General features: G+C 63.9%; 21 protein-coding genes. 11 read left to right on the top strand and 10 right to left on the bottom strand.

The window, feature by feature from the left end:
* The first annotated feature begins 117 nt into the window (after positions 1-117).
* Complete coding sequence (gene ffh, locus GEMMAAP_RS11925; RefSeq protein ID WP_026849595.1) at positions 118-1,476, top strand: signal recognition particle protein; 1,359 nt, start codon at positions 118-120, stop codon at positions 1,474-1,476.
* A 58-nt stretch (positions 1,477-1,534) separates the two neighbouring features.
* Here the strand turns inward: ffh and GEMMAAP_RS11920 are convergent, their stop codons facing one another.
* The 3 genes from GEMMAAP_RS11920 to GEMMAAP_RS11910 are packed head-to-tail and all read right to left on the bottom strand — an operon-like array spanning position 1,535 to position 4,386.
* Positions 1,535-2,017 carry a hypothetical protein gene (locus tag GEMMAAP_RS11920; protein ID WP_026849596.1) on the bottom strand — a complete coding sequence of 161 codons (483 nt, stop codon included), beginning with the start codon at positions 2,015-2,017 and terminating at the stop codon, positions 1,535-1,537.
* Between the two features lie 9 nt (positions 2,018-2,026).
* Entirely contained in the window at positions 2,027-2,797 is a 771-nt protein-coding gene (locus tag GEMMAAP_RS11915) for a carbonic anhydrase (RefSeq protein WP_026849597.1), read from the bottom strand.
* Positions 2,798-2,808: 11 nt separating this feature from the next.
* A complete protein-coding gene (locus tag GEMMAAP_RS11910; protein ID WP_082821269.1) occupies positions 2,809-4,386 on the bottom strand; it encodes a SulP family inorganic anion transporter in 1,578 nt (525 codons plus the stop codon).
* 143 nt (positions 4,387-4,529) lie between these two features.
* On the opposite strand from GEMMAAP_RS11910, the gene GEMMAAP_RS11905 reads away from it, so the two are divergent.
* The 6 genes from GEMMAAP_RS11905 to GEMMAAP_RS11880 all read left to right on the top strand — a co-directional run bounded on the left by GEMMAAP_RS11905 (position 4,530) and on the right by GEMMAAP_RS11880 (position 13,327).
* Positions 4,530-6,257, top strand: a complete 1,728-nt coding sequence (locus GEMMAAP_RS11905; RefSeq protein WP_082821268.1) for an N-acyl-D-amino-acid deacylase family protein — start codon at positions 4,530-4,532, stop codon at positions 6,255-6,257.
* An 11-nt stretch (positions 6,258-6,268) separates the two neighbouring features.
* Positions 6,269-7,903 (top strand): N-acyl-D-amino-acid deacylase family protein, encoded by a 1,635-nt coding sequence (locus tag GEMMAAP_RS11900; RefSeq protein WP_053334097.1) that lies wholly within the window; start codon positions 6,269-6,271, stop codon positions 7,901-7,903.
* 40 nt (positions 7,904-7,943) lie between these two features.
* Positions 7,944-8,960, top strand: a complete 1,017-nt coding sequence (locus GEMMAAP_RS11895) for an MBL fold metallo-hydrolase (protein ID WP_158514841.1) — start codon at positions 7,944-7,946, stop codon at positions 8,958-8,960.
* A 124-nt stretch (positions 8,961-9,084) separates the two neighbouring features.
* The gene (locus GEMMAAP_RS11890; protein ID WP_082821267.1) at positions 9,085-12,159 is read left to right on the top strand and encodes a VPS10 domain-containing protein; all 3,075 of its coding nucleotides are present in this window, start codon (positions 9,085-9,087) and stop codon (positions 12,157-12,159) included.
* A gap of 18 nt (positions 12,160-12,177) precedes the next feature.
* Positions 12,178-12,627 carry a tellurite resistance TerB family protein gene (locus tag GEMMAAP_RS11885; protein ID WP_053334099.1) on the top strand — a complete coding sequence of 150 codons (450 nt, stop codon included), beginning with the start codon at positions 12,178-12,180 and terminating at the stop codon, positions 12,625-12,627.
* 121 nt (positions 12,628-12,748) lie between these two features.
* Positions 12,749-13,327 (top strand): DUF2911 domain-containing protein, encoded by a 579-nt coding sequence (locus GEMMAAP_RS11880; RefSeq protein ID WP_053334100.1) that lies wholly within the window; start codon positions 12,749-12,751, stop codon positions 13,325-13,327.
* Positions 13,328-13,413: 86 nt separating this feature from the next.
* Here GEMMAAP_RS11880 and ggt read toward each other — a convergent pair whose 3' ends face one another.
* The gene (gene ggt / locus GEMMAAP_RS11875; RefSeq protein ID WP_053334101.1) at positions 13,414-15,138 is read right to left on the bottom strand and encodes a gamma-glutamyltransferase; all 1,725 of its coding nucleotides are present in this window, start codon (positions 15,136-15,138) and stop codon (positions 13,414-13,416) included.
* A 232-nt stretch (positions 15,139-15,370) separates the two neighbouring features.
* On the opposite strand from ggt, the gene rpsP reads away from it, so the two are divergent.
* From rpsP to GEMMAAP_RS11855, 4 genes are read left to right on the top strand one after another with little or no spacing between them, the layout of a single operon-like run.
* Positions 15,371-15,685, top strand: a complete 315-nt coding sequence (gene rpsP, locus GEMMAAP_RS11870) for a 30S ribosomal protein S16 (RefSeq protein WP_026849603.1) — start codon at positions 15,371-15,373, stop codon at positions 15,683-15,685.
* Positions 15,621-16,217: a ribosome maturation factor RimM gene (rimM, locus tag GEMMAAP_RS11865; protein ID WP_082821266.1), complete on the top strand. Its 597-nt coding sequence runs from the start codon at positions 15,621-15,623 to the stop codon at positions 16,215-16,217. The genes rpsP and rimM overlap by 65 nt, the downstream gene beginning before the upstream one ends.
* Complete coding sequence (trmD, locus tag GEMMAAP_RS11860) at positions 16,210-17,094, top strand: tRNA (guanosine(37)-N1)-methyltransferase TrmD (RefSeq protein WP_202969122.1); 885 nt, start codon at positions 16,210-16,212, stop codon at positions 17,092-17,094. Before rimM ends, trmD begins: the two co-directional genes overlap by 8 nt.
* Positions 17,091-17,600: an asparaginase domain-containing protein gene (locus GEMMAAP_RS11855; protein WP_026849605.1), complete on the top strand. Its 510-nt coding sequence runs from the start codon at positions 17,091-17,093 to the stop codon at positions 17,598-17,600. The genes trmD and GEMMAAP_RS11855 overlap by 4 nt, the downstream gene beginning before the upstream one ends.
* 11 nt (positions 17,601-17,611) lie before the next feature.
* Here GEMMAAP_RS11855 and GEMMAAP_RS11850 read toward each other — a convergent pair whose 3' ends face one another.
* The 6 genes from GEMMAAP_RS11850 to GEMMAAP_RS20570 form a co-directional block, all read right to left on the bottom strand.
* Entirely contained in the window at positions 17,612-19,690 is a 2,079-nt protein-coding gene (locus GEMMAAP_RS11850) for an efflux RND transporter periplasmic adaptor subunit (protein WP_026849606.1), read from the bottom strand.
* Complete coding sequence (locus GEMMAAP_RS11845) at positions 19,687-20,673, bottom strand: efflux RND transporter periplasmic adaptor subunit (RefSeq protein WP_026849607.1); 987 nt, start codon at positions 20,671-20,673, stop codon at positions 19,687-19,689. The genes GEMMAAP_RS11850 and GEMMAAP_RS11845 overlap by 4 nt, the downstream gene beginning before the upstream one ends.
* A complete protein-coding gene (locus GEMMAAP_RS11840; RefSeq protein WP_026849608.1) occupies positions 20,670-22,514 on the bottom strand; it encodes a GAF domain-containing protein in 1,845 nt (614 codons plus the stop codon). The genes GEMMAAP_RS11845 and GEMMAAP_RS11840 overlap by 4 nt, the downstream gene beginning before the upstream one ends.
* A 101-nt stretch (positions 22,515-22,615) precedes the next feature.
* Positions 22,616-22,777, bottom strand: a complete 162-nt coding sequence (locus tag GEMMAAP_RS20580; RefSeq protein WP_158514840.1) for a hypothetical protein — start codon at positions 22,775-22,777, stop codon at positions 22,616-22,618.
* 196 nt (positions 22,778-22,973) lie between these two features.
* Positions 22,974-23,135 (bottom strand): hypothetical protein, encoded by a 162-nt coding sequence (locus GEMMAAP_RS20575; RefSeq protein ID WP_158514839.1) that lies wholly within the window; start codon positions 23,133-23,135, stop codon positions 22,974-22,976.
* A gap of 45 nt (positions 23,136-23,180) precedes the next feature.
* Positions 23,181-23,345, bottom strand: a complete 165-nt coding sequence (locus GEMMAAP_RS20570) for a hypothetical protein (protein ID WP_158514838.1) — start codon at positions 23,343-23,345, stop codon at positions 23,181-23,183.
* Positions 23,346-23,397: the final 52 nt, after the last annotated feature.

Genomic DNA, 23,397 nt, shown 5'->3' with positions numbered 1-23,397 from the left:
AAGTTGCGTCATGGGTGGCCCTCAGCGTCACCCCCCGGGAAAAAAACCGGTGTTCAGGGTCACGAAAAGTGCCCGCCGACCCGTGGCGGCCCCGCCAATCGATTACCTTTCCTCCCTATGTTCGACGAGCTCACAGACAAACTCGGTAACGTCTTCGCGAAGCTGCGCGGTCGCGGCGTTCTGACCGAGAACGACATCAAGGAGGGGATGCGCGAGGTTCGGCGCGTCCTGCTCGAAGCCGACGTCAACTTTGCCCTCACCCGTGAGTTCCTGGAACGGGTGGAGAAGCAGGCGGTGGGCGTCCTGCAGCTCAAGTCCATCCAGCCGGCACAGCAGCTCGTCAAGATTGTCCATGACGAGCTGACGGCGATGCTTGGCGAGCGGCGTGAAGGGCTCAAGATGAGCTCGGTCCCGCCGACGATCATCATGATGGTGGGCTTGCAAGGTTCCGGTAAGACGACGACTGCGGGCAAGTTGGCGCGGCGGCTCAAGCTCGAGGCCAAGAGTACCCGGTTGGTCGCGGCCGACGTGTATCGTCCAGCCGCCATTGATCAGCTGGAAACGCTGGGCAAGGCCCTCGATGTGCCGGTCTACGCTGATCGCACCACGCAGGACGTGGTGAAGATCGCCAAGGCCGGTATCGAGCAAGGCGTGCGCAATCGCGACCGCGTTGTAATTGTGGACACGGCCGGTCGTTTGCAGATCGACGCCGACATGATGGACGAGCTGACGCGTCTCAAGGCGGCCATCAAGCCCGACGAAATTCTGTTCGTGGCCGACGGCATGACGGGTCAGGAAGCCGTCAAGATTGCGCAGGGCTTCAACGAGGCGCTCGACATTACCGGCGTCATTCTCACGAAGCTCGATGGTGACGCGCGTGGTGGTGCGGCGCTCTCGATTTACGGGGTGCTCAAGAAGCCCATCAAGTACATCGGCGTTGGCGAAAAGCCCGATGCGCTGGAGGAGTTCCATCCGGAGCGCATGGCGGGGCGTATTCTCCAGATGGGTGACATTGTGTCCCTCGTGGAGAAGGCGCAGGAAGCCTTTGACGAGACGGAAGCCAAGAAGCTCGAAAAGAAGGTCCGCAAGGATGGCATGGACCTCGAAGACTTCCTGTCGGCCATGCGTCAGATGCAGAAGCTCGGCCCCTTCGAAAACCTCCTCAAGCTGCTGCCGGGTGTGAACCCGAAGATGCTGAAGGATGTGAAGATGGATCCGAAACGCATGAAGCACATTGAGGCCATTGTGCTCTCCATGACGCCGCAGGAGCGCAAGAAGCCCGACATCATCAATGGATCGCGTCGGGCACGTATTGCGAAGGGATGTGGCCGACCGGTGAACGAAGTGAACCGCCTGCTTGATCAGTTCCGCGAAATGCAGAAGATGATGAAGAAGATGGGCGGTGGGGCCGGCGGGAAGGGTGGGGGGATGCCTCGCATTCCCTTTGGCGGCGGCGGCATGTTCGGCATGCGATAATCACAACGCGCGGATCGGCAGAGCCGACCCGCGCGTTGTTGCATTCAGTCTTTATTGGTCAGCCTTCGGCCGGCACGATGGTGTCGAGGCCAGGCCACGCGGGAAGATTGTATACCACCAGGGTGCGCAGGTAATGACGACCCTGGTCACCATGCGACGTCAGAACGGCCGCGGCTCCCTGTTGTACCGCCTCGGCGCTGGCGTACGGCACCTCGAGATCTTCCGGCAGCACCCCGTTCTCGTGCCCGATACCCATGGCATCGAGGAACGTGATCTGATACTGGGGCTCCAGATCGACGTAGAGCAGTTGCAGCAGTTCCAGTTCATCCTGCGGCGTAAGGGCCCCTAGTCGGAGCGCTTCCTTTCCGACCTTATCCGCCGGCCAGGTGACGAGAGTCGCAGCGCGGAAGCCGCCGCCCTTGGCAGCAATACGCTGGGCGTACAGCGCTTTCGCGCCCTTATGCTTCGCCAGTGCCTCGAGCACGAGCCACTGACGGCGCTCCAACGGGAGCGACTTGAAAGGAGAAAGAATCTTGGCCATTGGTGTAAGCTACTTCTTGGAGGCGTCCTTCGCGCCTGCGGCCATGCGATCCATGACGCGCTTGGCTATCTGATCGGCGAGTTCGTCGCCCACAAGGACAGGCCCTCCAATGCGTCCCATAATGGGAGGCGGCCCTGCCGGTACCCCGGATTGCCGTCGCTGCGCGAGACCATCAGCCGCCTCCTGAGAATCCACGCCCGTGGCAATCTCGCGCAGCAGCCCTTCGTGAATGTCGTACACCAAACCATGCAACAGCGGCCGGCGCCCTTTGGCCCAGGCGTTCTGGATGATGGGCGTTTCCGAAAGATGGTACAGTTGCTCCAGTACGTTGAGCTCAACCACGCGGTCAAATCGCGACTGTTCGTCCTGAATCTGGTCCAGTTCGGGCTTGTTCCAGCGCACCACGTTGCGGATGGGTTGTAGCCACAGGTCCACCAATCCATAGCTGGCGGTCCCCATCGCCGCCTTGACGCCGCCGCAGTTGTAGTGGCCGGTGACAATCACGTGCTTCACATCGAGCACTTCGACGGCGTACTGCAGCACGCACATGACGTTCAGATCACTGGGCAGCACGACATTCGCGATGTTGCGGTGCACGAACAGTTCGCCCGGTTCTGTTCCGGTTACGGCGTCTGCAGGTACCCGACTGTCGGAGCAGCCAATGTACAGGAATTGGGGCTCCTGTTTGCCGGCTCGCTTCTCGAAGAAGTCCGGGTCAGCGGCCTTCATGGCGGCGGCCCACTCATGATTGTGCTGAATGATCTTGCGGAAGTTTTCCATGGCGGCTCCGGTTAGTGCGCAGGCGTGAGGTCGGTCTCGGGAATCCCCACGAGCCGGTAGTCGATGTTCTTGGTGCGCGCTGTCTCACGGAACCCGATCAGCGCCTCCAGCGCATCGTAGTCGAAGCGTGATGTCTTGCGTCCATCAATCTCCACACGCGTCCCTTCGGGCAACGCGTCGAGTACGTTCATCAGGCTCGCTTTGCTGAGGAACGTGAGCTGGTCCGGCAACAAATATCGCGTCAGCACGGCACCGGGCGGGCTGACCTTGGTCAGCACGGGGCGGCGCATGTGTTCAGCGAGGATGTAGCCAAGGCCAACAACCAGACCGACCGCGATGCCTTTGAGCAGGTCGGTAAACAGAATTGCCACAATGGTAACGGCGAAGGGCACGAAGTGAGCCGTTCCCAGACGCCACGCGCTCTTCCAGAGGGCGGGTGCGGTGAGCTTGAAGCCGGTGACCAGCAACACGGCGGCCAATGCGGCCAGCGGAATACGGTTGAGTACCGGAGCAATCACCACAACGGCGAGGACCAGCAGCACGCCGTGCGCGAGCGCCGAAAGTCGTGTCCTGGCACCCGCATCCACATTGGCGGAACTGCGGACAATGACACCGGTGACTGGCAGTCCGCCAAAGAAACCCGAGATCATGTTGCCAAGCCCCTGCGCCAGCAGTTCCCGGTTGGCGGGCGCATCGCGCTTTTCGGGGTCGAGCTTGTTGGTGGCCTCAAGACTGAGCAGCGACTCAAGGCTGGCCACGATACCCAAGGTGGCGGCCAACATCCACACTTGCTGGTCGGCCAGCGCACTCCAATCGGGACGGGTGAGCTGTGAGGCAATGCCGCTGAAGCCCGTCGTGGGGAGCGAGACGAGATGGGTGCCGCGAATCGCGAAGGATGGTTCGAGCGCCAACAGCAACTCATTCAGCCCTACCCCGACCGCAACGGCCGCGAGCGGGGCTGGAAACAGCTTGATACGAGCGAACGGCGTCTTCGGCCAGAGGACCATGAGGGCCACACCCAAGAGGGCGACGGCAATTGCGCCGGGCTGCACCTGACCGAGGGCGTGGCCGATGGCATCAAAGGTGTTCTCACCAGACGGACTGATGAAGGCGAAGTCGCCTTCATAGTCGTCGTCGTAGCCTACGGCGTGCGGGATCTGCTTGAGGATGAGCGTCAGGCCGATTGCCGCCAGCATGCCTTTGATAACCGCCGACGGAAAGTAGTAGCCGATCACGCCAGCCTTGGCCACACTCAGCGCGACTTGAATGGCGCCGCCGAGAATGACTGCCGGAAGAAACCGCTGGAAGCCCCCCACTTGCGTGATGCCAGCCAGCACGATGGCGGTCAGACCGGCGGCCGGACCACTCACCATGAGGGCGGAACCAGACACGGCGCCCACCACCAGACCGCCGACCACGCCGGCAATGACCCCCGACAACAGCGGGGCGCCCGACGCGAGCGCTATGCCAAGACACAGCGGCAGCGCCACCAGAAACACAACCAATGAGGCGGGGAGGTCGTCCCGCCAATGGGTAAACAACTGAGGGGGCGCGGTACGCGCGGGAGTCGCCGGGAGAGGAGTGGTCATGCGCGGGGCGTGGGGAGGCGCTGCGAAAGGAAGCTGCGCAACACGAGGGAGGTACGAGAGAGCCTAACGCACGGGACGCATACGTGCCAAGTTTGGGAAGTGCTGGGTTCTGCGGTCCATGCCTCACTCCCAACTGCCGCGACATGATCGGCCGTCCTTTTCCTCGGCTTTTTCGGCGTTCGTTCAGGCCTCGGCTTGCGCGTTCTGTCCTTCACTCCGTGGCTTGTTCTCTAGCCTTGGCCGTGGGCTGCAGTTCGCCCCCGGCGTACGATGTGGTGATCCGCGGCGGTACGGTGTACGACGGGTCGGGCAACTCCCCGGTCGCGGCCGACGTGGCGCTACGGGGCGATTCCATTGTTGCGGTAGGAGAGGTGACCGGGAAGGGAACGCTGGAGGTGGATGCCACGGGAATGGCGGTGTCCCCCGGATTCATCAACATGCTCAGCTGGGCCACCGAGACCCTCATTGAGGACGGGCGCAGCCAGGGGGATATCCGGCAAGGCGTGACCCTCGAGGTCATGGGGGAGGGCACCTCCATGGGGCCGCTGTCGGACACGCTGCGGGCAGACATGCTGGCCGAACAGGGGGATATCAAATTCCCGATCACCTGGCGGACGCTGCGCGGTTACCAGGATTCGCTCGTGAAGAAGGGGATCAGTACGAACATTGCGTCGTTCGTCGGGGCCACCACGGTGCGGATCAATCATGTGGGCTGGGATGATCGTGCCCCCACCCCCGTTGAGCTCGAGGCGATGCAGCAGGAAGTCCGCCAGGCCATGGAGGAGGGGGCGTTGGGCGTGGGGTCGTCGCTCATCTATGCGCCTGCCTTTTATGCCAAGACGGATGAGTTGGTGGCGCTCATGAAGGCCGCAGCGCCCTACGGCGGCATGTACATCTCACACATGCGTAGCGAGGGGGCGCGGCTCGAGGAGGCCGTCGAAGAGCTCATCACCATTGCCCGTGAAAGTGGGGCTCGCGCCGAGATCTATCATCTCAAGGCTGCCGGCGAGGCCAACTGGCCCAAGATGGCGCGGGTGCTCAACCGCATTGACAGCGTCCGCGCGCAGGGGCTGCAGATCACTGCCGATATCTATCCCTACACCGCCGGCGCCACCGGTCTCGATGCCGCGATGCCGCCTTGGGTGCAGGAAGGCGGGTATGCCGCGTGGGCGCGGCGACTCCAGGACCCCGCCATTCGGCGGAAGGTCGCCGAGGAAATGCGGACCCCGACCGACAAGTGGGAGAGTCTCCTGCTGGCGTCAGGTTCACCGGATCGGGTGGTGCTGTCGGGGTTCAAGGCCGATTCACTGAAACAGTACACCGGAAAGACGCTGGCCGCGGTCGCGAAGCTGCGCGGCACCAGTCCGGAAGAAACGGCCATGGATCTGGTGATCAAAGATGGGACGCGGGTGGGGACGATCTATTTCATCATTACCGAAGACAACATTGCCGCGCAGTTGAAGAAGCCCTGGGTCAGCGTGGGATCGGATGCCGGATCCATGGCGCCCGAAGGGAATTTTCTCAAGAGCAATACGCACCCGCGCGCCTACGGCACCTTCGCCCGCGTCCTCGGCAAGTATGTGCGGGAGGACAAGGTGATCACCCTGCAGGAAGCTGTGCGACGCATGACCAGCTTGCCGGCCACCAATTTGCGCCTGACGCGCCGCGGAACACTGACGCCCGGCGCGTATGGTGATGTCGTGATCTTTGATCCCGCGACCGTTCGCGATAACGCCACGTTCGAGCAGCCACACCAATACGCCACCGGAGTCCGCGACGTGTTTGTGAATGGTGTGCCGGTGCTGCGCAATGGTGAGCACACCGGTGCGACCCCGGGACGGGTGGTGCTCGGCCCCGGTGCCAAGCGATAGGGGAGCGAGTCATGAGCAGCCCACACAGTCGTCGCGAGTTTGTGAAGCAGGGTACGACCGTCCTCGGCGCCATTCCGGTGCTTGGAGCCATGGGGCCGTTTGTGCATGCGCCAGGTCGTCAGGCCCATGATCTGGTGGTGCGCGGCGGCACCGTGTTTGATGGGTTGGGTGGCGCTGGCCGGGAAATGGACGTGGCAATTCGCGGCGGCCGCATCAGCGAATTGGGTGCTCGGCTTGCCGCCCGCGGGACCGTAGAGATCGACGCGCGTGGGCTGGCGGTGACGCCCGGGTTCGTGGACATCCATTCGCACGGTGATGGATCGTTGCGTGAGGATCCGCGCGCGGAATCGGTGATCCGTCAGGGCATCACGACCATTGTCGCGGGTGCGGATGGAAGCTCCTCCTTCAGCGGGGCGATCGGCGATTCCTTTGCCGACTGGGAGCGTCAGCTGAACGGTGTGAAACCCGCGATCAATGTGGCGGCGATGATCGGGCTGGGTAGTGTGCGGGCAAAGGTCATTGGTGAAGCGGACCGCAAGGCGACCGCTGCGGAGTTGACGCGGATGACGGCGCTGGTCGAGCGGGCGCTGTCCGAAGGCGCTTGCGGCGCGTCAACGGGGTTGGAATACACACCCGGGGCGTTTGCGCCGCTGGAGGAGCTCATTGCCTTGTGCCGTCCGCTGTCGTCACGTGGGCTGCCGTACGCCACGCACATGCGCAACGAAGACGATCAGCTGCTGGAAGCGATCGATGAATCCATTGCGGTGTCCCGCGGCGCACGCTGCCCGTTGCAGGTCTCACACCTCAAGCAGCAGGGCACGCGCAACTGGCCCAAGATCGACGCGTCTCTGGCCCGGTTGCGGGACGCACGGGCCGCGGGCATCGACGCCTGGTTCGATGTGTATCCGTGGATTGCCTACTCCACTGGCCTGACCAATTTATTTCCGGTCTGGGCCCGCGACGGCGGTGCCGAGGCGTTTCTCGCGCGGCTCGACAATCCGGCCACGGCTGCGCGCATTCGCACCGAGTCGTTAGCGAAGGTTGACGTGATTGGCGGTTGGGACAACGTGCAAATCGCACGGGTCGAGAACCCTGTGGACCGCGACGCTGAAGGCAAGCGCTTGGGAGCGTGGGCGGGGGCGCGCGGAGAGGATCCCTATGTCGCAGCCGTAGGGCTGTTGCGACGCAATCGGCTGGAAGTGGGTATGCTCGGGTTCGCCATGAGCGAGGACAATCTGGATCGGTTGCTGGCGCACGATTTCGCGATGGTCTGTTCTGACGGTGGCGCCTTTGCTGTTGATGGTCCGACCCGGCGTGGCAGTCCGCATCCGCGCGGCGCGGGGTCGATGCCGCGCGTGTTGGCGAGATATGTGCGCGAACGCAAGGCGCTCAGTTTTGCCGATGCGATCCACAAGATGACCGCACGTCCGGCTGATCGGGTACACCTGCGCGACCGGGGGCGACTCGCGGTGGGCATGGCTGGCGACGTGGTGGTGTTGAATCCGGCGACCGTGGCGGACACGGCGACCTTTGCGAACCCCTTTCAGTATCCGGAAGGGATTAGTGCCGTGATCGTGAACGGCGAGGTGGCCGTGCGCGATGGTCAGCATCTCGCCAGTCCGGGGCGGGTCCTGCGCGCCCAGTAGCTCGGCCGACAGCTCTGAACGATTCTCCAAACCACATCACATGACATCACGTCGCGAACTTATCCGCCACCTGACGCTCGCCGGTTTGTCGTTGCCGGTGATGCCGTCGTTGCTGCAGAGTGCCGCCGCACCGTTCACCACGACGCGCCGCAAGGTGAGTCAGCTGCGTATCACGATACTCTCCACCATGCTTGCCGACGCCGGCATTGGCGAATGGGGATTTGCCGCGCTGGTGGAGGTGGACGGTCGTCGCATGCTGTTTGACACGGGCGCCCACGACGACGTGGTGGCGCGCAACGCGCGTGAGCTGAACGTGGCCCTCGATACCGTGCCCGATGTCGTGTTGAGTCACAATCACGGCGATCACACGATTGGTCTGCTCCCCCTCCGCAAGGAGCTCGTGTCCAAGCGCGCCGATGCCCTGGGGACAGCACATGTGGGGGAGGGAATTTTCGCCCCGCGACTACGCAGTGGCAACAGCAACGATCTCAATCCCATGAATCGTTTTCGCCCGCGCTACGAGGAAACGGGCGGGCATTTCACGGTGCACGCCAAGCCCACCGAATTGTATCCAGGGGTATGGCTTACCGGTCCGGTCCCGCGGCGGCACAACGAACGCAACTGGGGCTCGTCCAATCCGCAGGCGCGCCCCGCATTGGTGAAGGTTGGAACGGACATGCTGGAAGACAATGTCCCCGAGGACATGTCGATGATCTTCGATACGGAACAGGGGCTGGTGGTGCTGACGGGGTGTGGTCACGCCGGCGTGGTGAACATCATCGATCACGCGCGGGAGAGTGTGCGTCCCGCGAACGTGCATGCGCTCATCGGTGGTATCCATTTGTTCAACGCCTCCGAGCAGACCCTCGCCTGGACAGAGCAACGACTCAAAGCGGCCGGCGTGCGGCAGCTCATTGGCGCGCACTGTACCGGCGTGGAGGTGGTGTACCGCTTTCGCAGGACGCTCGGGCTCGACCGGTCCACCTGTGTGGTGGGCGCGGTGGGGCAGGTTTTCGACCTGGCCAAGGGCATCGAGGCGGGGGCCATCGCCCGCTAGCCGCCGGTGTGACCATCTGGCCGCAGCGCCTTTCTATCGTCGGAAAGCTCAACACGAAGGCCGCACGTACGTATGCTTACAAGAAGCCTCGCACCTCGGCTGCACCTTTAACCCTCCCTGACGCATGCGCCGTACCGTTTCGGCATCTCTCGTTCTGATTGGCCTTGCTCCCGCAATTGCGGTGGCGCAGGCCCCCCGAACCGCCGCTCGCGCTGCCCGCCCTGCGGCGGCCCCCAAGGCGCCCTTCATGGCGTCGGTTGATCCTGCCCAGTTCCAGGGGCTGTCGTATCGCTTGGTTGGTCACTCCAGGGGCGGTCGAGTCACGACGGTGACCGGCGTCCCGTCACAGCCCAAGACGTTCTACATGGGCGTGGCGAGCGGTGGCCTGTGGCGCACCACCAACGGCGGGGAAAGCTGGGAACCCATCACGGACCATAAGGTCCCGGTTGGATCCATGGGCTCCGTGGCCGTGGCCGACAGCGATCCCAATGTGATCTGGCTGGGCACCGGGTCGGACGGTGTCCGCTCCAATGTCTCCACCGGTCGTGGCATCTACCGCTCCGGCGATGCGGGCAAGAGCTGGGAATTCCGCGGGCTCTACAACGCCGGCCAGATCGGCGCGGTGCGTATTCACCCCACCAATCCGGACATCGTGTGGGTGGCCGCCTATGGCGACATCTTCAAGCCCAACAACGACCGCGGCGTTTTCAAGACCACCGACGGTGGCAAGACCTGGAAGAAGACGCTGTACGTGAGCGACAGCACGGGCGCCATGGACGTGGAGCTCCAGCCGGGCAACCCCAATGTGGTCTTTGCCTGGATGAACCGCATTGAGCGCAAGCCGTGGTCGATCATTTCCGGATCGCGCGAAGGGGGCTTCTACAAGAGCACCGACGGCGGCGAGACCTGGCAGAACCTGCGCGGTAATGGCCTGCCGAATGAACTCATCGGCAAGGGCAACATCGGCGTGACCGCTGCCAACCCCAACCGCTTGTATGCGCTGGTGGAAGCGCTGCCGGGGGGCGGCTTGTATCGCAGCGACGACGCCGGCGCCAGCTGGCAGATGGTGAACAGCACGCCGGGGCTCATTACCCGTCCGTTCTACTACACCTCGCTGGGCACCGACCCGAACAACGCCGACGTGGTGTTCGCGGGTGCGGAAACGTTCTACAAGAGCACCGATGGTGGCAAGACGGTCACGCCGTTCCGTACGCCGCACGGTGACAATCACGATATCTGGATCAATCCGAACAATTCGAACACGATGGTGCAGTCGAACGACGGCGGCGCCAACGTGTCGTTTGACGGCGGCAAGACGTGGAGCTCGCAGGACATTCAGCCCACGGCCGAGTTCTACGGGGTGTGGCTCGACAATGCGTTCCCGTACAACCTGTACATGGCGCAGCAGGACAACAGCACGTACATCGTGCCGAGTCTGAACAACGTGTTCAACATGGCATCGGTGCGGGTGGGACCGGGGTGTGAAACGGGCCCGATCATTCCGCATCCGAGCGACGAGAACATCGTGCATGGCAACTGCAAGGGGCAGTATGCCGTTATGAACATGAAGGCGGGCGTGACCAAGAATTACTGGATTGGCGCGCAGTCGCTGTATGGCAACGATGGCGGCGATCTCATTTTCCGCATGCAGCGCACCACGCCCATGGCGACGTCGCCGCATGACCCCAAGGTGCTGTACTACGGGTCGCAGTACCTGCACCGCACGCGCAACAACGGCGCGTCGTGGGAAAAGATTTCGCCCGACCTGACCGCCTTCCCCAAGTGCTGCCAGGGCGGCAGCGGCCAGCCCATCACGCGCGACGTGACGGGTGAAGAGTTCTACAGCACGCTGTACGCCATTACCGAGTCGTCGCTCGAAAAGGGCGTGATCTGGACGGGCTCGAATGACGGCCCCTTCTCGGTGACGCGCGACGATGGGAAGACGTGGACGCGCATCACGCCCAAGGGGCTGGGTGATGGTGGCCGCGTGGCGTGGATTGATGCCTCGCCGCATCGCAAGGGTTCGGCGTACTACGCCACCTACCGCTACCTGCTGGGTGACTACAAGCCGTACATCTATCTCACCAACGATTACGGCAAGACGTGGAAGCTGCTGACCGACGGGACGAATGGCATTGCCGCCGATGTACCGGTGCGTGTCGTTCGCGAAGATCCGGTGCGGGAAGGGCTGTTGTATGCCGGCACGGAATTCGGCTTGTACGTGTCGTTCGATAATGGTGGGCACTGGCAGCCGTTCAACCTGAACATGCCCATCATTCCCATCAACGACATCCGGGTACACAAGGGCGATCTGGTCATTGCCACGCAGGGACGTGCCGCCTGGATTCTGGACAACATTGCGCCGCTGCAGCAGATCGGCCCCACCACGGCGAGCGCTGCGCTCACCGTATTCCGTCCGCGAGACGGGTACCGGACCAATGTTGGGCAGTCGTACCTCGGCCCCACCGTGGATTACTATCTGTCCAGTGCCCCGGCGGACACGGTGCGCATTGAGATTCTCGATGCGGCCGGGAAGACGGTCAACAGTTTCAAGAGTGGCGTGGTCCCGGTACAGCCGCCGCGCCGTCGCGGAGCTGATGACGATCCGGATGAGTCTATGATGGCGGGCCGTGGCGGTGTCGCGGCCATGGCGTCGGGCCCAACGCTCAACCTGGTCACGAAGAACGTCGGGATGAACCGGTTCGTGTGGAACGTGCAGCACCAGAACGGACTGGGCGCGCCTCCGGGACAATACACGGCCCGCATTACCGTGGCGGGGCAGACCCAGAGTGTACCGCTGCGGGTGCGTATTGACCCGCGTCTCGCCGCCGATGGCACCACGGAAGCCGATCTGCAGGCGCAGTTCGCACACAACGTGAAGATGCGCGACATGGTGGCCGACGTGAACGCGTTGCTGGCCCGCGTGCGCACGGCGGAGCAGAAGTACAAGGGCGCCACTGGTGCGGCAGCGGATACGGCCCGTCAGGTGAAGGAAGTGAGTGAGGTGGTGAACACGCAGCCCATCCGGTACGGCAAGCCGGGGCTGCAGGCACACATTACCTATCTAGCAGGCATGACCGCCCGGGCTGACCAGAAGGTTGGTCAGGATGCTCTGGAGCGGTACACTGTGTTGCGACAGGAACTGGAAGCGGTGAAGGCCAAGCTGGATCGGGCCATCGGGCCGCAGCGCCGCATGTAACACCACATACCCTTACACATGTTCGATACGTTACGGCGGTTGGTCAGCGACAGCGTCCCCGGGACTCCGGGGGCGCATTCGCGGGTACATCCTCATGATGTGCGTATTGCCGCCTGTGCCCTCCTGGTGGAGCTGGCCTGTGCCGACGGCAACTTCTCGGATGCGGAACAGCGCCGCATCGTGGACATTCTGCAACGGCATTTCGGCGTGGATGCGGCCGGTGCGCAGGTACTGCTCGCCGAAGCCGCTGCCGCCAACCGCGATGCGGTGGACCACTTTGTCTTCACCCGCCAGGTGGTCAAGGAGTACGACGTCGCGCAGCGGATCGTCCTCGCCGAACTGATGTGGCAGGTCGTGTTGGCGGATGGGGATTTTGATGATCAGGAGGCGTATCTGATCCGCAAGCTGGCCAACCTGCTGGAGCTGGAACCGGCATTTTTGTCGCAGGCGCGCCGGAAGGTGGAGTAGGCGGCGAGCCCGGTGACTGCAGGGGCGCCGGGAACTTCCGGCTTGCCAGTGGTGCTAGAATTCGGGCGGCGTCCAACAGACGCCGCCCGTCCTGTTTCCTTCCAGACCCAAGACCTCAGATATGACGATCTCCCGCTCGCTGGTTCGCGGCGCCGCTGCGCTTGCTGCTGTTTCGGTGTTCTCCGTATCGGCCGCTGCACAGGGCGCCATGGGTAATATGCAAATGGGCGGTGGCCAGAAGGCGCCGGCCTCGCCGCGTGACTCGGTCAAGGCCACGATTGCCGGCGCTGAGATCAACGTGAACTACGGCCGCCCGTCCAAGCGCGGCCGCGTGCTGTTCAACGGCCTTGGCGACATGAAGTGGGGCATGGTGTGGCGCACGGGTGCCAACGAGGCCACGCATTTCACCACAAGCAAGACACTCGACTTTGGTGGCAAGGTCGTTCCGGCCGGCACCTACACGCTGTTCACGAAGCTCGAAGAGAACGGCAAGTGGGAACTGATCGTGAACAAGCAGACCAAGCAGTGGGGCACTGCCTATGACGCCAAGCAGGACCTGCTGCGCATTCCCATGACGGTTACGAGCAACAACGCGGTCGTGGAAAAGATGGAAATTCAGGTCAAGCCGGCCGGGAAGGGCGGCGAGATCGTGGTGATGTGGGACACGTACAAGGCCACCGCGGCGTTTACCGCCAAGTAAGTGGCGCACTCGCACTGCGAGTGTGATGCATGACAAAGGGCACGGGAAAGATCCCCGTGCCCTTTGTGCTTTTCCGGTACGGACGTTCAGTGCCCAATGGCCCCGGCATCACGATCGCGGGGGTCGGCAGCGCCCAGTTTCTTGCCAGTGCGCGCATCGATCACGATGGAATGGGCCGTGCCCTGCTGGGAGCCTATTCGCACCACATGGCCCTTGGCGCGCAGGGCGTCGAGGGTGGCGGCGTCAAATCCCTCGCGCTCCACCGTAATGGCATTGGGGAGCCACTGATGGTGCAGGCGCGGTGCGTTCACGGCCAGTTGGGCCGGCATGTCGAACGCGATCAGATTGAGCACCACCTGCAACACGGTATTGATGATGGTGCGCCCACCGGGGCTCCCCACGACCGCCACGAGCTTGCCGTCTTTGGCCACAATGGTCGGCGACATGCTGGAGAGCATCCGCTTACCGGGAGACGCCACATTGGGGGCGGTGCCAATGAGACCCGTGCTGTCCGTCAGTCCGGGTTTGCCGTTGAAGTCTCCCATCTCGTTGTTCAACAGGAAACCGGCCCCTTCCACCACCGCACCAAGTCCGTAACCGGCTTCGAGGGTGTAGGTCACCGAGACGGCCAGCCCATCTTTGTCCACCACGGAGTAGTGCGTGGTTTCGTCGCTTTCGTAGCCCTGGGTCACATCGGCAGGGGACGACGGCGACGCCTTGTTGGCGTCGATGGTGCTGCGGAGCCGTGTGCCGTAGGCCTTGCTGGTGAGCCGGTCAACGGGCGGCTTCGTGAAATCCGGATCGCCCAGGTGAATGGCTCGGTCGCGGAAGGCGCGGCGCATGCTCTCGGCCAGCCAGTGCACGTATTGCGGAGAATTGTGGCCGGCTCCCTTCAGGTCGAGTCCTTCCAGGATGTTGAGCATCTCAATCATGGCCACGCCGCCGCTGCTTGGCGGAGGCATGGTGATGACGTCGTAGCCCTTGAAAATACCCCGAACCGGCGCGCGTTCCTTTGCTTCGTACGCGAGGAGATCCTGCTCCGTTATGAGCCCCCCGTTTTTCCGCATTTCGGCCGTGATGAGATGCGCCGTGGTGCCTTTGTAAAACCCGTCCCGGCGCAGGTCGCGAATGCGGCTCAGGGTGTTGCCAAGGTCTGACAGCACCATGCGCTCACCGGCGGCGTACGGTTTGCCGGCCCGATAGTACGCCGCCATGGTGGCGGGATACGCCGCGAGGCGTTCCTGTAACCGTGGGCTGCCCAGCGAGGCGGCGAGTCCAACAGGGACCATGAATCCGGTATCGGCCATGCGGGCTGCGGGATCCACCAGTTTGGCCCAGGTCACCTTGCCGTACTTCTGGTGTGCGAGGTCGAAACCGGCAACGGTGCCCGGCACCCCCACCGCCTTGTGCGACCCGTGGTGAAGGCGAGCCGAGTAATTGCCGGTGCTGTCGGTGAACATGGAAGGAGTGGCCGCTACGGGCGCCCGCTCCCGGAAATCAATGGTGGTCGCCCGGCCGTCGGGAAAGCGGATCACCATGAACCCGCCGCCGCCAATATTGCCCGCCGTTGGGTATGTCACGGCCAGGGCGAATCCGGTGGCAATGGCGGCGTCCACGGCATTGCCACCATTGGCCAGCACGTCCCGGCCTACCTGGCTGGCAATGGTGCTGGCGGAGACCACCATGCCATTGGCGCTTTCAACGGCGCTGGCGGGCTTGGGCGCGGGCTGGGCCCCCAGCGCGGGCACAAGCAGGGTCGCCGTGGCCAGCGCGGCAGCAAAGAGGCGGTTCGAGCGGTAGGCGACGGGCATGGGGCTGGGCAGAGGTCCACGTACGGATGGTCTGCTTATTGTACGCCTGGTGGTGGGGAGGCGCTGCGATACAGGGCGGCTTGAATCCCAACCCCTGCTGTGGTTATCTTCCAAGGCTGCCCCAATCGGGGCGCCTGGGTGCAGGCCGGAAACGCCGGTTATGCGATGAGCCCGGAAGGCGCGGTAGCCGGAACGCCACGCCAGCGCTGAACCACCTGCTCAAGAGACTCCAATGGCCGTAAAGATCCGCCTGCGCCGTGAAGGCCGTAAAAAGACCCCCATGTACCGTATCGTGGTTGCCGATTCGCAGGCGCCGCGTGACGGCCGTTTTATCGAGATCCTCGGGCAGTACCAGCCGCGTGGTGGCGAGAACGCCATCAACCTGCAGGTTGAGCGCGTGAACTATTGGCTCAATGTCGGCGCCCAGCCCACGGACACGGTCCGTTCGCTGCTCCGTCGCGCGGGTGTGCTCAAGGCCCGTCATGAGGCGCGTCTTGCCAGCAAGCTGCAGGCAGCCGCCGTGGCCATGCCCACCGGCGAGGCCTAAGCTGGCCGAGTTCATCGTCGTCGGCCGGGTACGTCGCGCGCATGGTGTGCGCGGCGCCTGGGCCGTCGAGTCGCTGACCGATGCGCCGGACGCGGTTTTCGCGTCCGGCGCACTGCTTTATCCCGGCGACCGCGAAGGGAACCTTGTTGCCGGTGGCGAGGCCCAACCGCTGCACGTCGAAGACGGTCGCCCCATGAACAAGGAGTGGCTGGTCCGCGTCCGCGAACTCACCGACCGCGATATCGCCGACGGCTGGCGCGGCCGGTACCTCCTCGCGGACCCCAGTGTGTTGCCGGAAGCGGATGACGACGAGATCTACATTGGCGATCTCATCGGCATGCGTGTGGAAGTGGAGGGGCAGGGGCTCGTGGGGCACGTGCGCGACGTGTACGACGCGCCACAGGGGTACATTCTGGAGGTGGAGACCCCGACGGGGCGGCCACTGGTCCCCTGGACGGACGAACTCGTGCTCTCTGTAGACGATACGACCCGCACGATCGTCTTTGCGCCGCTCGACGGCCTGTTTGACTGATCGTCGCCCTTTCGATCTTACCCGGACGCGCATGCTGCGCATCAACATCGTCACCATCTTCCCCGAGTTTTTTGCGGGGCCCCTGTCGCTGAGTATTCCGGCCAAGGCCGCCGCGGCCGGGGGGGTGACGTACAATCTCGTGGACCTGCGGGCATTCACGTACGATCGCCATCGCACCGTCGATGACTATCCGTTCGGTGGTGGACCAGGGATGGTGATGAAGCCCGGCCCGTTTTTCGAGGCCGTGGAGTCGGTGGGTGCCACATCGCCCATCGTGCTGCTCTCCCCGCGCGGGCGGCGCTTTGCGCACGCCGATGCCATGCGCTTTGCCGCAGGCACCGAACTCACGCTGCTCTGTGGCCACTACAAGGATATCGACGAGCGCGTCGCCACCCATTTGGCCACCGAGGAGTTGTCGCTCGGCGATTTTGTGCTGAGTGGGGGTGAGCCGGCCGCGCTGGCCATCGTGGACGCCACGGTTCGGCTGTTGCCGGGGGCCATGAGCGATCTGGAGAGTGCGCGCACCGATTCGTTCTTTGATCGCGGGATCAGCGCGCCCAGCTATACGCGGCCGGCAGAGTATCGCGGGCATACGGTGCCCGACGTGCTCATGAGCGGTGACCATGCCAAGGTTTCGGCCTGGCGCGAGTCCGAGAGTCTGCAGCGCACCCGGGACGCGGAAGCCCGCGATCGCGCGGAGTGGGCGGTACGCGAAGCGCAGGTTGCTGAACGCGAGGCGGTGATTGCTGCCGCGGAACGGATCGCCACGCAGAAGGCAGAAAAGAAGGCCCGTGAAAAGGCCGCCAAGGCGCGGGCCAAGGCGCGGGCCGAGGCCGCCGCGCGTCGCGAGAGCGGCACGACCGGGGAGGCCTCATGAGCGTACGGGTTTTCGTGACAGGTGGCACGTTCGACAAGGAGTACGACGAACTCACCGGCACGCTGCACTTCGACGCCACACATCTCCCGGAAATGCTGCGTCGAGGGCGCTGCATGATTGATGTGTCCGTGGACGTTCTGATGATGATCGACAGCCTCGAAATGAAAGAGGCGCACCGGTTGCAGATCGTGCAGGCGTGCCAAGCGGCGACCGAGTCTCAGATCGTGATCACGCACGGGACCGATACCATGGTGGACACGGCCCGGGTGCTGGCCGCGGAGCTGCCAGACAAGACGATTGTGCTGACCGGCGCCATGGTGCCGTATGCCTTTGGCAGTTCTGACGGGCTGTTCAACCTGGGCAGCGCTCTCAGTTTCGTGCAGACGTTGCCGCCGGGCGTATACATCGCCATGAACGGCCGGTACTTCACTGCGGATAACGTGGCGAAGAATCGCAACGTCGGGGTGTTTGAAGAAACGGTCGACAGCAGCCGCGACGCCCTCTGATTCGACGGCCGCTACAACAGAAAGTCGGGGCGCAGGCGGCTGCGTATGGCCCAGAGCATCGCGCTACCAATCGTCCCCATTTGCAAGCGCACCCTGGCGGGGCCATTCGTGCCTGCGCGCCAGGCGCCTGAGGCCGGAAGGTGTACAAGCGCTTCCGTTGCCCCCGGATGTTCGGGCGTGCCAACAAGGCTCACCCGCGACACCGTTGAGGTGATGGGCCTCGCGGCATCCGCGTCCAGATACAGGCGGATGCGTTGACCAGGTTGCAGTGCAGCGGCACCTGCACCACGAAAGTGCACCCGGACTTCCAGTGAATCGCTGCGGCCGAGGTGAAGCAGGGGGGTGCCGGCAGTCACCGGCTTGCCTATCAGCAACGCTGGCTGTTCCGTGAGTACCGTGCCCGTGGTTGTGGCGCGAACGATCAATTGCCGTTGAACCGCCCGGCTGTTGGCGGCACGTACGCTGGCGGCTTGTGACCGCGCTTGCAGCGTGGCGATGTCGCCGGCGCGTGCGGCCACTGAGGCTTGCTCCTGTAACTGCAGCGAATCCCGATCGAACGTCGCTTGTGTGAGCGAGCGTTCCGTCTGGCGGTTGAGTAGCTGCAGCATGGGGGCGCCGGCCACCACCATATCACCGCCGCGTACGCGTACGTCGGTAATCACACCGTCTGTCTGGGCAGTCACGACGCGATAGCCCAGCGGTCGCGCGTTCCATTCGCCGTCAACATTGCGCGGCCATGGCAACAGCATGAGCAGCGCCGTGCCCAACGCCCCGCCCCGCCATCCCCGAAGCGGGGCGGGAATGAGCGCGAAGCGGCTGCGCAGCGTCTGGCGTGCGAAGTCGTGCCAGGCGGCGCGCACAGCCGTCCATGCGGCCAACAACCGATGGCGCTGCCATGTCATGAGAACCACCACCAGCGCGGTTGCCACGGTGATACCAAACGTCCGGTAGGACCAGCGAACGACGAAGCGCAGCGCAATGGTGTAGACCATGGCGATATACAGCGACGCCAGCGCGCCGTACCAGAGAAAGATCCGGCGCTCTCGTTCGGTGACGGCGGGCTCCTCGGCTTCGCGACGGAGGATCGTGGTGGCGAAGAACCAGTTGAAGTAGCCCAGCGCGCGCTGGCGAAGATTGGGAATTTCCAGCCAATCGCTCAGCGCGAAGTAGCCATCGTACGGCAGCAGGGGATTGGCGTTGCTGAGTAGCGCCAGTCCACCGGCAAGCAACGTCACCATGAGGGATAGTTGGGAGATGACCGTGCCGGGCGCCGAAACGGCCCACACCGCGGCAGCGGCAGCGCCCAGCAACAGTTCCACCCACGCGCCCGCGGCGGTGACCCACAACCGGTCACTGAGCTTCGTAAACGTCCAGGCATCGTTCACGTTACAATAGAAGGCGGGCTGGAAGTACATGATCATGAACCCCATTTCGTTCACTTCCCCGCGGAATCCTTTGCACGCGTAGGCGTGTCCCAATTCATGCACAATGCCCACACCAATGAATGCACCCCAGAACATCAGTGCCGTGGCCACACTCCAATTGGCCGGGTTGGTCAGGGCGCTGAACGACGTGGTGAGCTCTTGCCAGCGGGCTGTGAGCAGTAACGCATAAAAGGCGAATACCGCCACGGACCCCCACACGAAGGCCGGGGTGAAGCACCAGCGTACCAGTGGCATGGTGCGCGTGAGCAGACGATCCGGATCACCCATGGGAAAACGCATCCGCAGAAATTCGCCGCGGAAAAGCGGCTTTCTTCGGCGTTCCTTGCGCTCCTCACGCAACCGTTCGAGTTGGGCCGACGTTTTCTCCACGAGCGTGCGATCCACAATGCCCAGTGTGGCCAGTCTCGTGGCAAACGCGTCAATGGTGGAAGCCCCGATACTGGTGCCTTCCGCCGTCATTTGCGCCGCCACCTGATGCACGGTCCGTTCGCCGTTGAAGAGCTCCATGACACGTGCTTCCACCGGCTTGAAGCGCAGGTACTTGCCGGTGGACGGACTCTTCACCACGAACCCGGGTTCTCCTTGAAAGCGCTGCTCGACCACGCGCACGCCGTTGACCAGCGAGGGGCGTCGAACGGTACTCATGGGAGGCGCACGCGCTCCCCGGCTACGAGGCCGGCGCGGACCTCTACCCGATCATCAAACCGGTTTCCGGCAACAATCGGTCGCATCACGGCGCGTCCGTCCTGCTGTACGACGACATACCCATCCGCACTGATGGCCGCGGCGGGAACGGTGAGCACTGGGCGAGAGGCCCGCGGCAACTCCACGACCACCGCGCGCCCGGACATGAGCGCGGTGCCGCGCGCGTCCACTTCGACAATCACTTCGCGCGTGCCACTGGCCGCGTCGATGTCGGGGGCGATGCGTACCACACGTCCGCGACCCCGAGTCTGCTCACCCACCTGGACCCCCAGCACACGCCCCAACTTCAGGCCATCGGCATCGTGCTCCGGGATTCGCACGCGCGCGAGATAGGGGCCGCGTGCAGTAATACGGAGTACGGTATCATTGGCGGCCAACAGACGCCCGGGCTGTACGTAGCGCGCACTCACCACGCCATCGAAAGGCGCTTTGATGGCCGTGCGCTCCAGTGCCAGGTCGGCTTCACGCTTGGCAACGTCGGCTTCGCGCAGGGCGAACTCTGCGTCCTCAGCTTCCGATTCGGGGATATTCTGGCTCGTGCGCATCTCGCGGGCGCGCCAGGCGAGTTTGGTGGCCCGGTCCAGCGCCACGGTCGCCCGCGCCTGCGCCAATCGCTGCGCCTCGTCATCTACGCTGCCCATTATCTGTCCGGCGCGAACACTGGCGCCCAGATTCACCGTGAGCGCACGCAGTACGCCATCGGTACGTGTGGACAACACGGCGTCTCGCTCCACATACAGCTGTGACGGCAGGCGTAGTGGTTCGCTGACTGTGGTGGACTCTACCGCAGCAAAGCGGCCGGTCGTGCTCGTTCCCGATGCGCGTTGTTGGGCGGCCTTGGCGTCTGGCGTGCCCGAACAGGCGGTGCCGGTGAGCAGTGCGATGAGCAGTGCTGTTGCCGGTGGAAGATTGACGCGGGTCATGCCGTGAGCTTCCAGAAGAGGAGACGCGCGGCCCGCCACGGGCGGCGCAGCAAGCGTTCCGCGAGTGACGCGCGATCGGTGAGGACGCGAACGTACGGCGTCATGCCAGGGCGCAGCAGGGCATCATCATTGGCCACCAGGGCACGCACCGGAAACGTGGCCGACGCCGCCGTGACGGTATCGGCCAGCAAGGTGGGCAACGGCGCGATGCTAATGACTCGCCCTTCAAACGTTCGCTGCGGGACCGCCTCGGTGCGGAGGCGGATGCGCTGCTCTGCGGCCAATCGAGTCACTTCGCGCTGCGGCACCGTAAAGGTGACCTCGAGCGAATCCACGCGACCGAGCGTCAGCAACGGCGCCCCGGCGAGCGCGCGGGTCTCGAGCAGTTCATCGAGTCGCTCCGTGAGCACAACACCGGCGGTCGGGGCTCGAATGACCGTGGCACGTACCTCGGCGGTAAGTTGCTCAGCCCGTTGACGCGCCGACTGCGCGCGGAGCCTGGCCAGTCGCTCGTTGACGGCATCGCCGAGGCTCGCAGCCAGTGCGGCCTCACGCTCTGCTGCCTCAACATCGGCCAGCACGGCGTCACGGGCACCGGCGCGATCGAGACTCCGTAATCGGAAGAGCGGCTCGCCTTGCGCGACCTGCTGCCCGCTGCGAACGAGGACCTGTTCAATCTGCCCGTCAAGCATGGCGCGCACGATGGTGCGTTCTGCCGGCAGCAGCACGGCGTCGTGGCCGTCAACACGCAGCGGCCACTGCACAAGCGTCAACATCAGGAGCCCGAGCACCGCCGCCGCAGCGGCCAGACGCTTGGTGCGCTTCGGGATGGCCTTGAATGCTTTCCGGCGCTCGCCAATAGCCCCCAGCATATCGACCAGCGGGACCTGCGAGTACAGGCGCGCATTACGGATGGCCACCGTGGCCTGATTGGCGAGAATTTCGGCCACGTCGCGTTGATGATCGGTGGCGAATTCCGCCCGCTGCGCTTCCAGGACCAGCACGCCCACAATTCCTTCTTCATCACGCAACGGGAGATAGAGCCCGCTGCGGGTATCGTCCGCTTCGAGATCCGCCGAGAAGAATTGGAGGAAGACGCGTTCGGCGTCTGACCCCGGATCGTCGCGGTCGGAAACGTAGAGCCCTTCACCCCGGCCAGCGGCCCACGCGGCGCGTTCAGCGAGGTCGCGCAGCTTGGGATCCTCCGGGTCCACCTTGTCGGCGCCGGAGACCGCACGAATGTCGCACGTACCATCTTCGTACAGTGCGAGCGCACCCCGGTCGAAGGTGACAGCCCGCGCCGCGAGATTGACTACAACACGCAACACCCGATCGAGGTCGAGTGTGGCCGTTACTTCACGGCTGAGTTCGGCAACCAAGGTGAAATCGCGGGCCTTGGCCTGAAGGTCCTGTTCGCGGAGCAGCTGACCGGCCACATTCGCGGCCACGGTCAACATCGCTTTGAGCGTATCGAGCGCGGCCTCGTCGGGGGCTCCATCCTCGCGCGGGCGACACACCCGCAAGACGCCAATCAACCGCTTGTCAGGCCCGCGGATCTCGCGCGCCACGATATAGGAATCGGTTGACTGCTCGGAGAGTCTGGGGAGATCATCTCCCTCCAGCTGCTCAACTTCCCGGGCCAATTCGTCCACGCCGCCCACCATGATGCGGCGGAGCCCACCGGCATGGGGCGTCCAGAATGACCCGCCGTAGCCGTCCAGTGCCGCGATCGCGTGTCCGAGGAGTGCCTGCCACAGGGCAACCGGTTCACGTGCGCCGAGGAATGCCAGGGTGGCGTCGTGGACGTCGTCGTAGGCGGTTGGGCGGGCGCTGCTCGTCATGGATGAGGCGGGGGACAAATGAAGCAGAGCATACGCGCCAATATGTTCACGCGCCGCCCCGACGATAGCCCGGGCGGCGCGTGAACAACATGAAGAAAGCGTTACGGGCGCAGGCGGATACGCGGGGCGATTCGCTCTTCAAGCTCGGTGCTCGACAGCTCAATGGCTTCTGGCGCCTTGCCCGTGCTGCTCATGACCTGCTCCTCCTGCTCCGGGGTCAGTTCGATGGGGACCGACTTTTCCTTCTCGCTGGGCGTGCTCATGGTCATTCTCCGCTCTGGGTGGATGTCGATTGCCTGCACGAGGGAAGGCCGCACGCGTCCCTCTTTCGGCTCATGCCGGCGACAGGAAAGACCATTGGGGCTATTCCTTCCAACAGGAGATCGGATTGTCACCATAAAAGACGACAGGCCGGCGATAGCTCGCCGGCCTGTTACCTAGCCCAATGTCTTGCTGCTTTCAGGGCTGGAAGCGCCGCGGTGCGATCCGCTCTTCCAGCTCGGCCGGCGACATTTCAATGCTGTCGGCCGACTTGCCAATTTCCTTGAAGACCTGTTCCTGCTGCGTGGGGGTCAACTCGATGCTGACGACGCGCTTGTCCTTGCTGGATTCGGTGCTCATTGGAGTTGCCTCTGAAAGGAGGGTGAGAACGCGGGTGACAGAGAATCAGGCGTCGATCATGCGGCGCGGCGCCACGCGCTCTTCCAGCTCGGACGTGGTCAATTCAATGGCGTCGGCCGCCTTGCCGGTCTCGTTCATGACCTGTTCCTGCTGGGCCGGCGTGAGTTCGATGCGGAGGAAGTTCTTGTCCTTCTTCGATTCGGTGCTCATGGTCGTTCTCCAGAACAGGGTGGGGAGGGACGGCGTTCGCCGCGGACCTGGG

The sequence above is a fragment of the Gemmatimonas phototrophica genome (assembly GCF_000695095.2).
In the GTDB taxonomy this organism is placed as follows: Bacteria; Gemmatimonadota; Gemmatimonadetes; order Gemmatimonadales; family Gemmatimonadaceae; genus Gemmatimonas; species Gemmatimonas phototrophica.
Note: the sequence above shows the minus strand (reverse complement) of the source record. Positions and strands in the feature narration are given on the sequence as shown.

What these genes read in the sequence shown, in the direction of transcription:
- GEMMAAP_RS11920 (WP_026849596.1), bottom strand. Translation starts at nt 2,017, where the DNA reads ATGGCCAAGATTCTTTCTCCTTTCAAGTCGCTCCCGTTGGAGCGCCGT.
- GEMMAAP_RS11900 (WP_053334097.1), top strand. Translation starts at nt 6,269, where the DNA reads ATGAGCAGCCCACACAGTCGTCGCGAGTTTGTGAAGCAGGGTACGACC.
- GEMMAAP_RS11895 (WP_158514841.1), top strand. Translation starts at nt 7,944, where the DNA reads ATGACATCACGTCGCGAACTTATCCGCCACCTGACGCTCGCCGGTTTG.
- rimM (WP_082821266.1), top strand. Translation starts at nt 15,621, where the DNA reads ATGAGGCGCGTCTTGCCAGCAAGCTGCAGGCAGCCGCCGTGGCCATGC.
- GEMMAAP_RS20580 (WP_158514840.1), bottom strand. Translation starts at nt 22,777, where the DNA reads ATGAGCACGCCCAGCGAGAAGGAAAAGTCGGTCCCCATCGAACTGACC.
- ffh (WP_026849595.1), top strand. Translation starts at nt 118, where the DNA reads ATGTTCGACGAGCTCACAGACAAACTCGGTAACGTCTTCGCGAAGCTG.
- ggt (WP_053334101.1), bottom strand. Translation starts at nt 15,138, where the DNA reads ATGCCCGTCGCCTACCGCTCGAACCGCCTCTTTGCTGCCGCGCTGGCC.
- GEMMAAP_RS11850 (WP_026849606.1), bottom strand. Translation starts at nt 19,690, where the DNA reads ATGAGTACCGTTCGACGCCCCTCGCTGGTCAACGGCGTGCGCGTGGTC.
- GEMMAAP_RS20575 (WP_158514839.1), bottom strand. Translation starts at nt 23,135, where the DNA reads ATGAGCACCGAATCCAGCAAGGACAAGCGCGTCGTCAGCATCGAGTTG.
- GEMMAAP_RS20570 (WP_158514838.1), bottom strand. Translation starts at nt 23,345, where the DNA reads ATGAGCACCGAATCGAAGAAGGACAAGAACTTCCTCCGCATCGAACTC.
- GEMMAAP_RS11915 (WP_026849597.1), bottom strand. Translation starts at nt 2,797, where the DNA reads ATGGAAAACTTCCGCAAGATCATTCAGCACAATCATGAGTGGGCCGCC.
- GEMMAAP_RS11885 (WP_053334099.1), top strand. Translation starts at nt 12,178, where the DNA reads ATGTTCGATACGTTACGGCGGTTGGTCAGCGACAGCGTCCCCGGGACT.
- GEMMAAP_RS11845 (WP_026849607.1), bottom strand. Translation starts at nt 20,673, where the DNA reads ATGACCCGCGTCAATCTTCCACCGGCAACAGCACTGCTCATCGCACTG.
- GEMMAAP_RS11840 (WP_026849608.1), bottom strand. Translation starts at nt 22,514, where the DNA reads ATGACGAGCAGCGCCCGCCCAACCGCCTACGACGACGTCCACGACGCC.
- GEMMAAP_RS11890 (WP_082821267.1), top strand. Translation starts at nt 9,085, where the DNA reads ATGCGCCGTACCGTTTCGGCATCTCTCGTTCTGATTGGCCTTGCTCCC.
- GEMMAAP_RS11910 (WP_082821269.1), bottom strand. Translation starts at nt 4,386, where the DNA reads ATGACCACTCCTCTCCCGGCGACTCCCGCGCGTACCGCGCCCCCTCAG.
- rpsP (WP_026849603.1), top strand. Translation starts at nt 15,371, where the DNA reads ATGGCCGTAAAGATCCGCCTGCGCCGTGAAGGCCGTAAAAAGACCCCC.
- GEMMAAP_RS11855 (WP_026849605.1), top strand. Translation starts at nt 17,091, where the DNA reads ATGAGCGTACGGGTTTTCGTGACAGGTGGCACGTTCGACAAGGAGTAC.
- GEMMAAP_RS11905 (WP_082821268.1), top strand. Translation starts at nt 4,530, where the DNA reads ATGATCGGCCGTCCTTTTCCTCGGCTTTTTCGGCGTTCGTTCAGGCCT.
- GEMMAAP_RS11880 (WP_053334100.1), top strand. Translation starts at nt 12,749, where the DNA reads ATGACGATCTCCCGCTCGCTGGTTCGCGGCGCCGCTGCGCTTGCTGCT.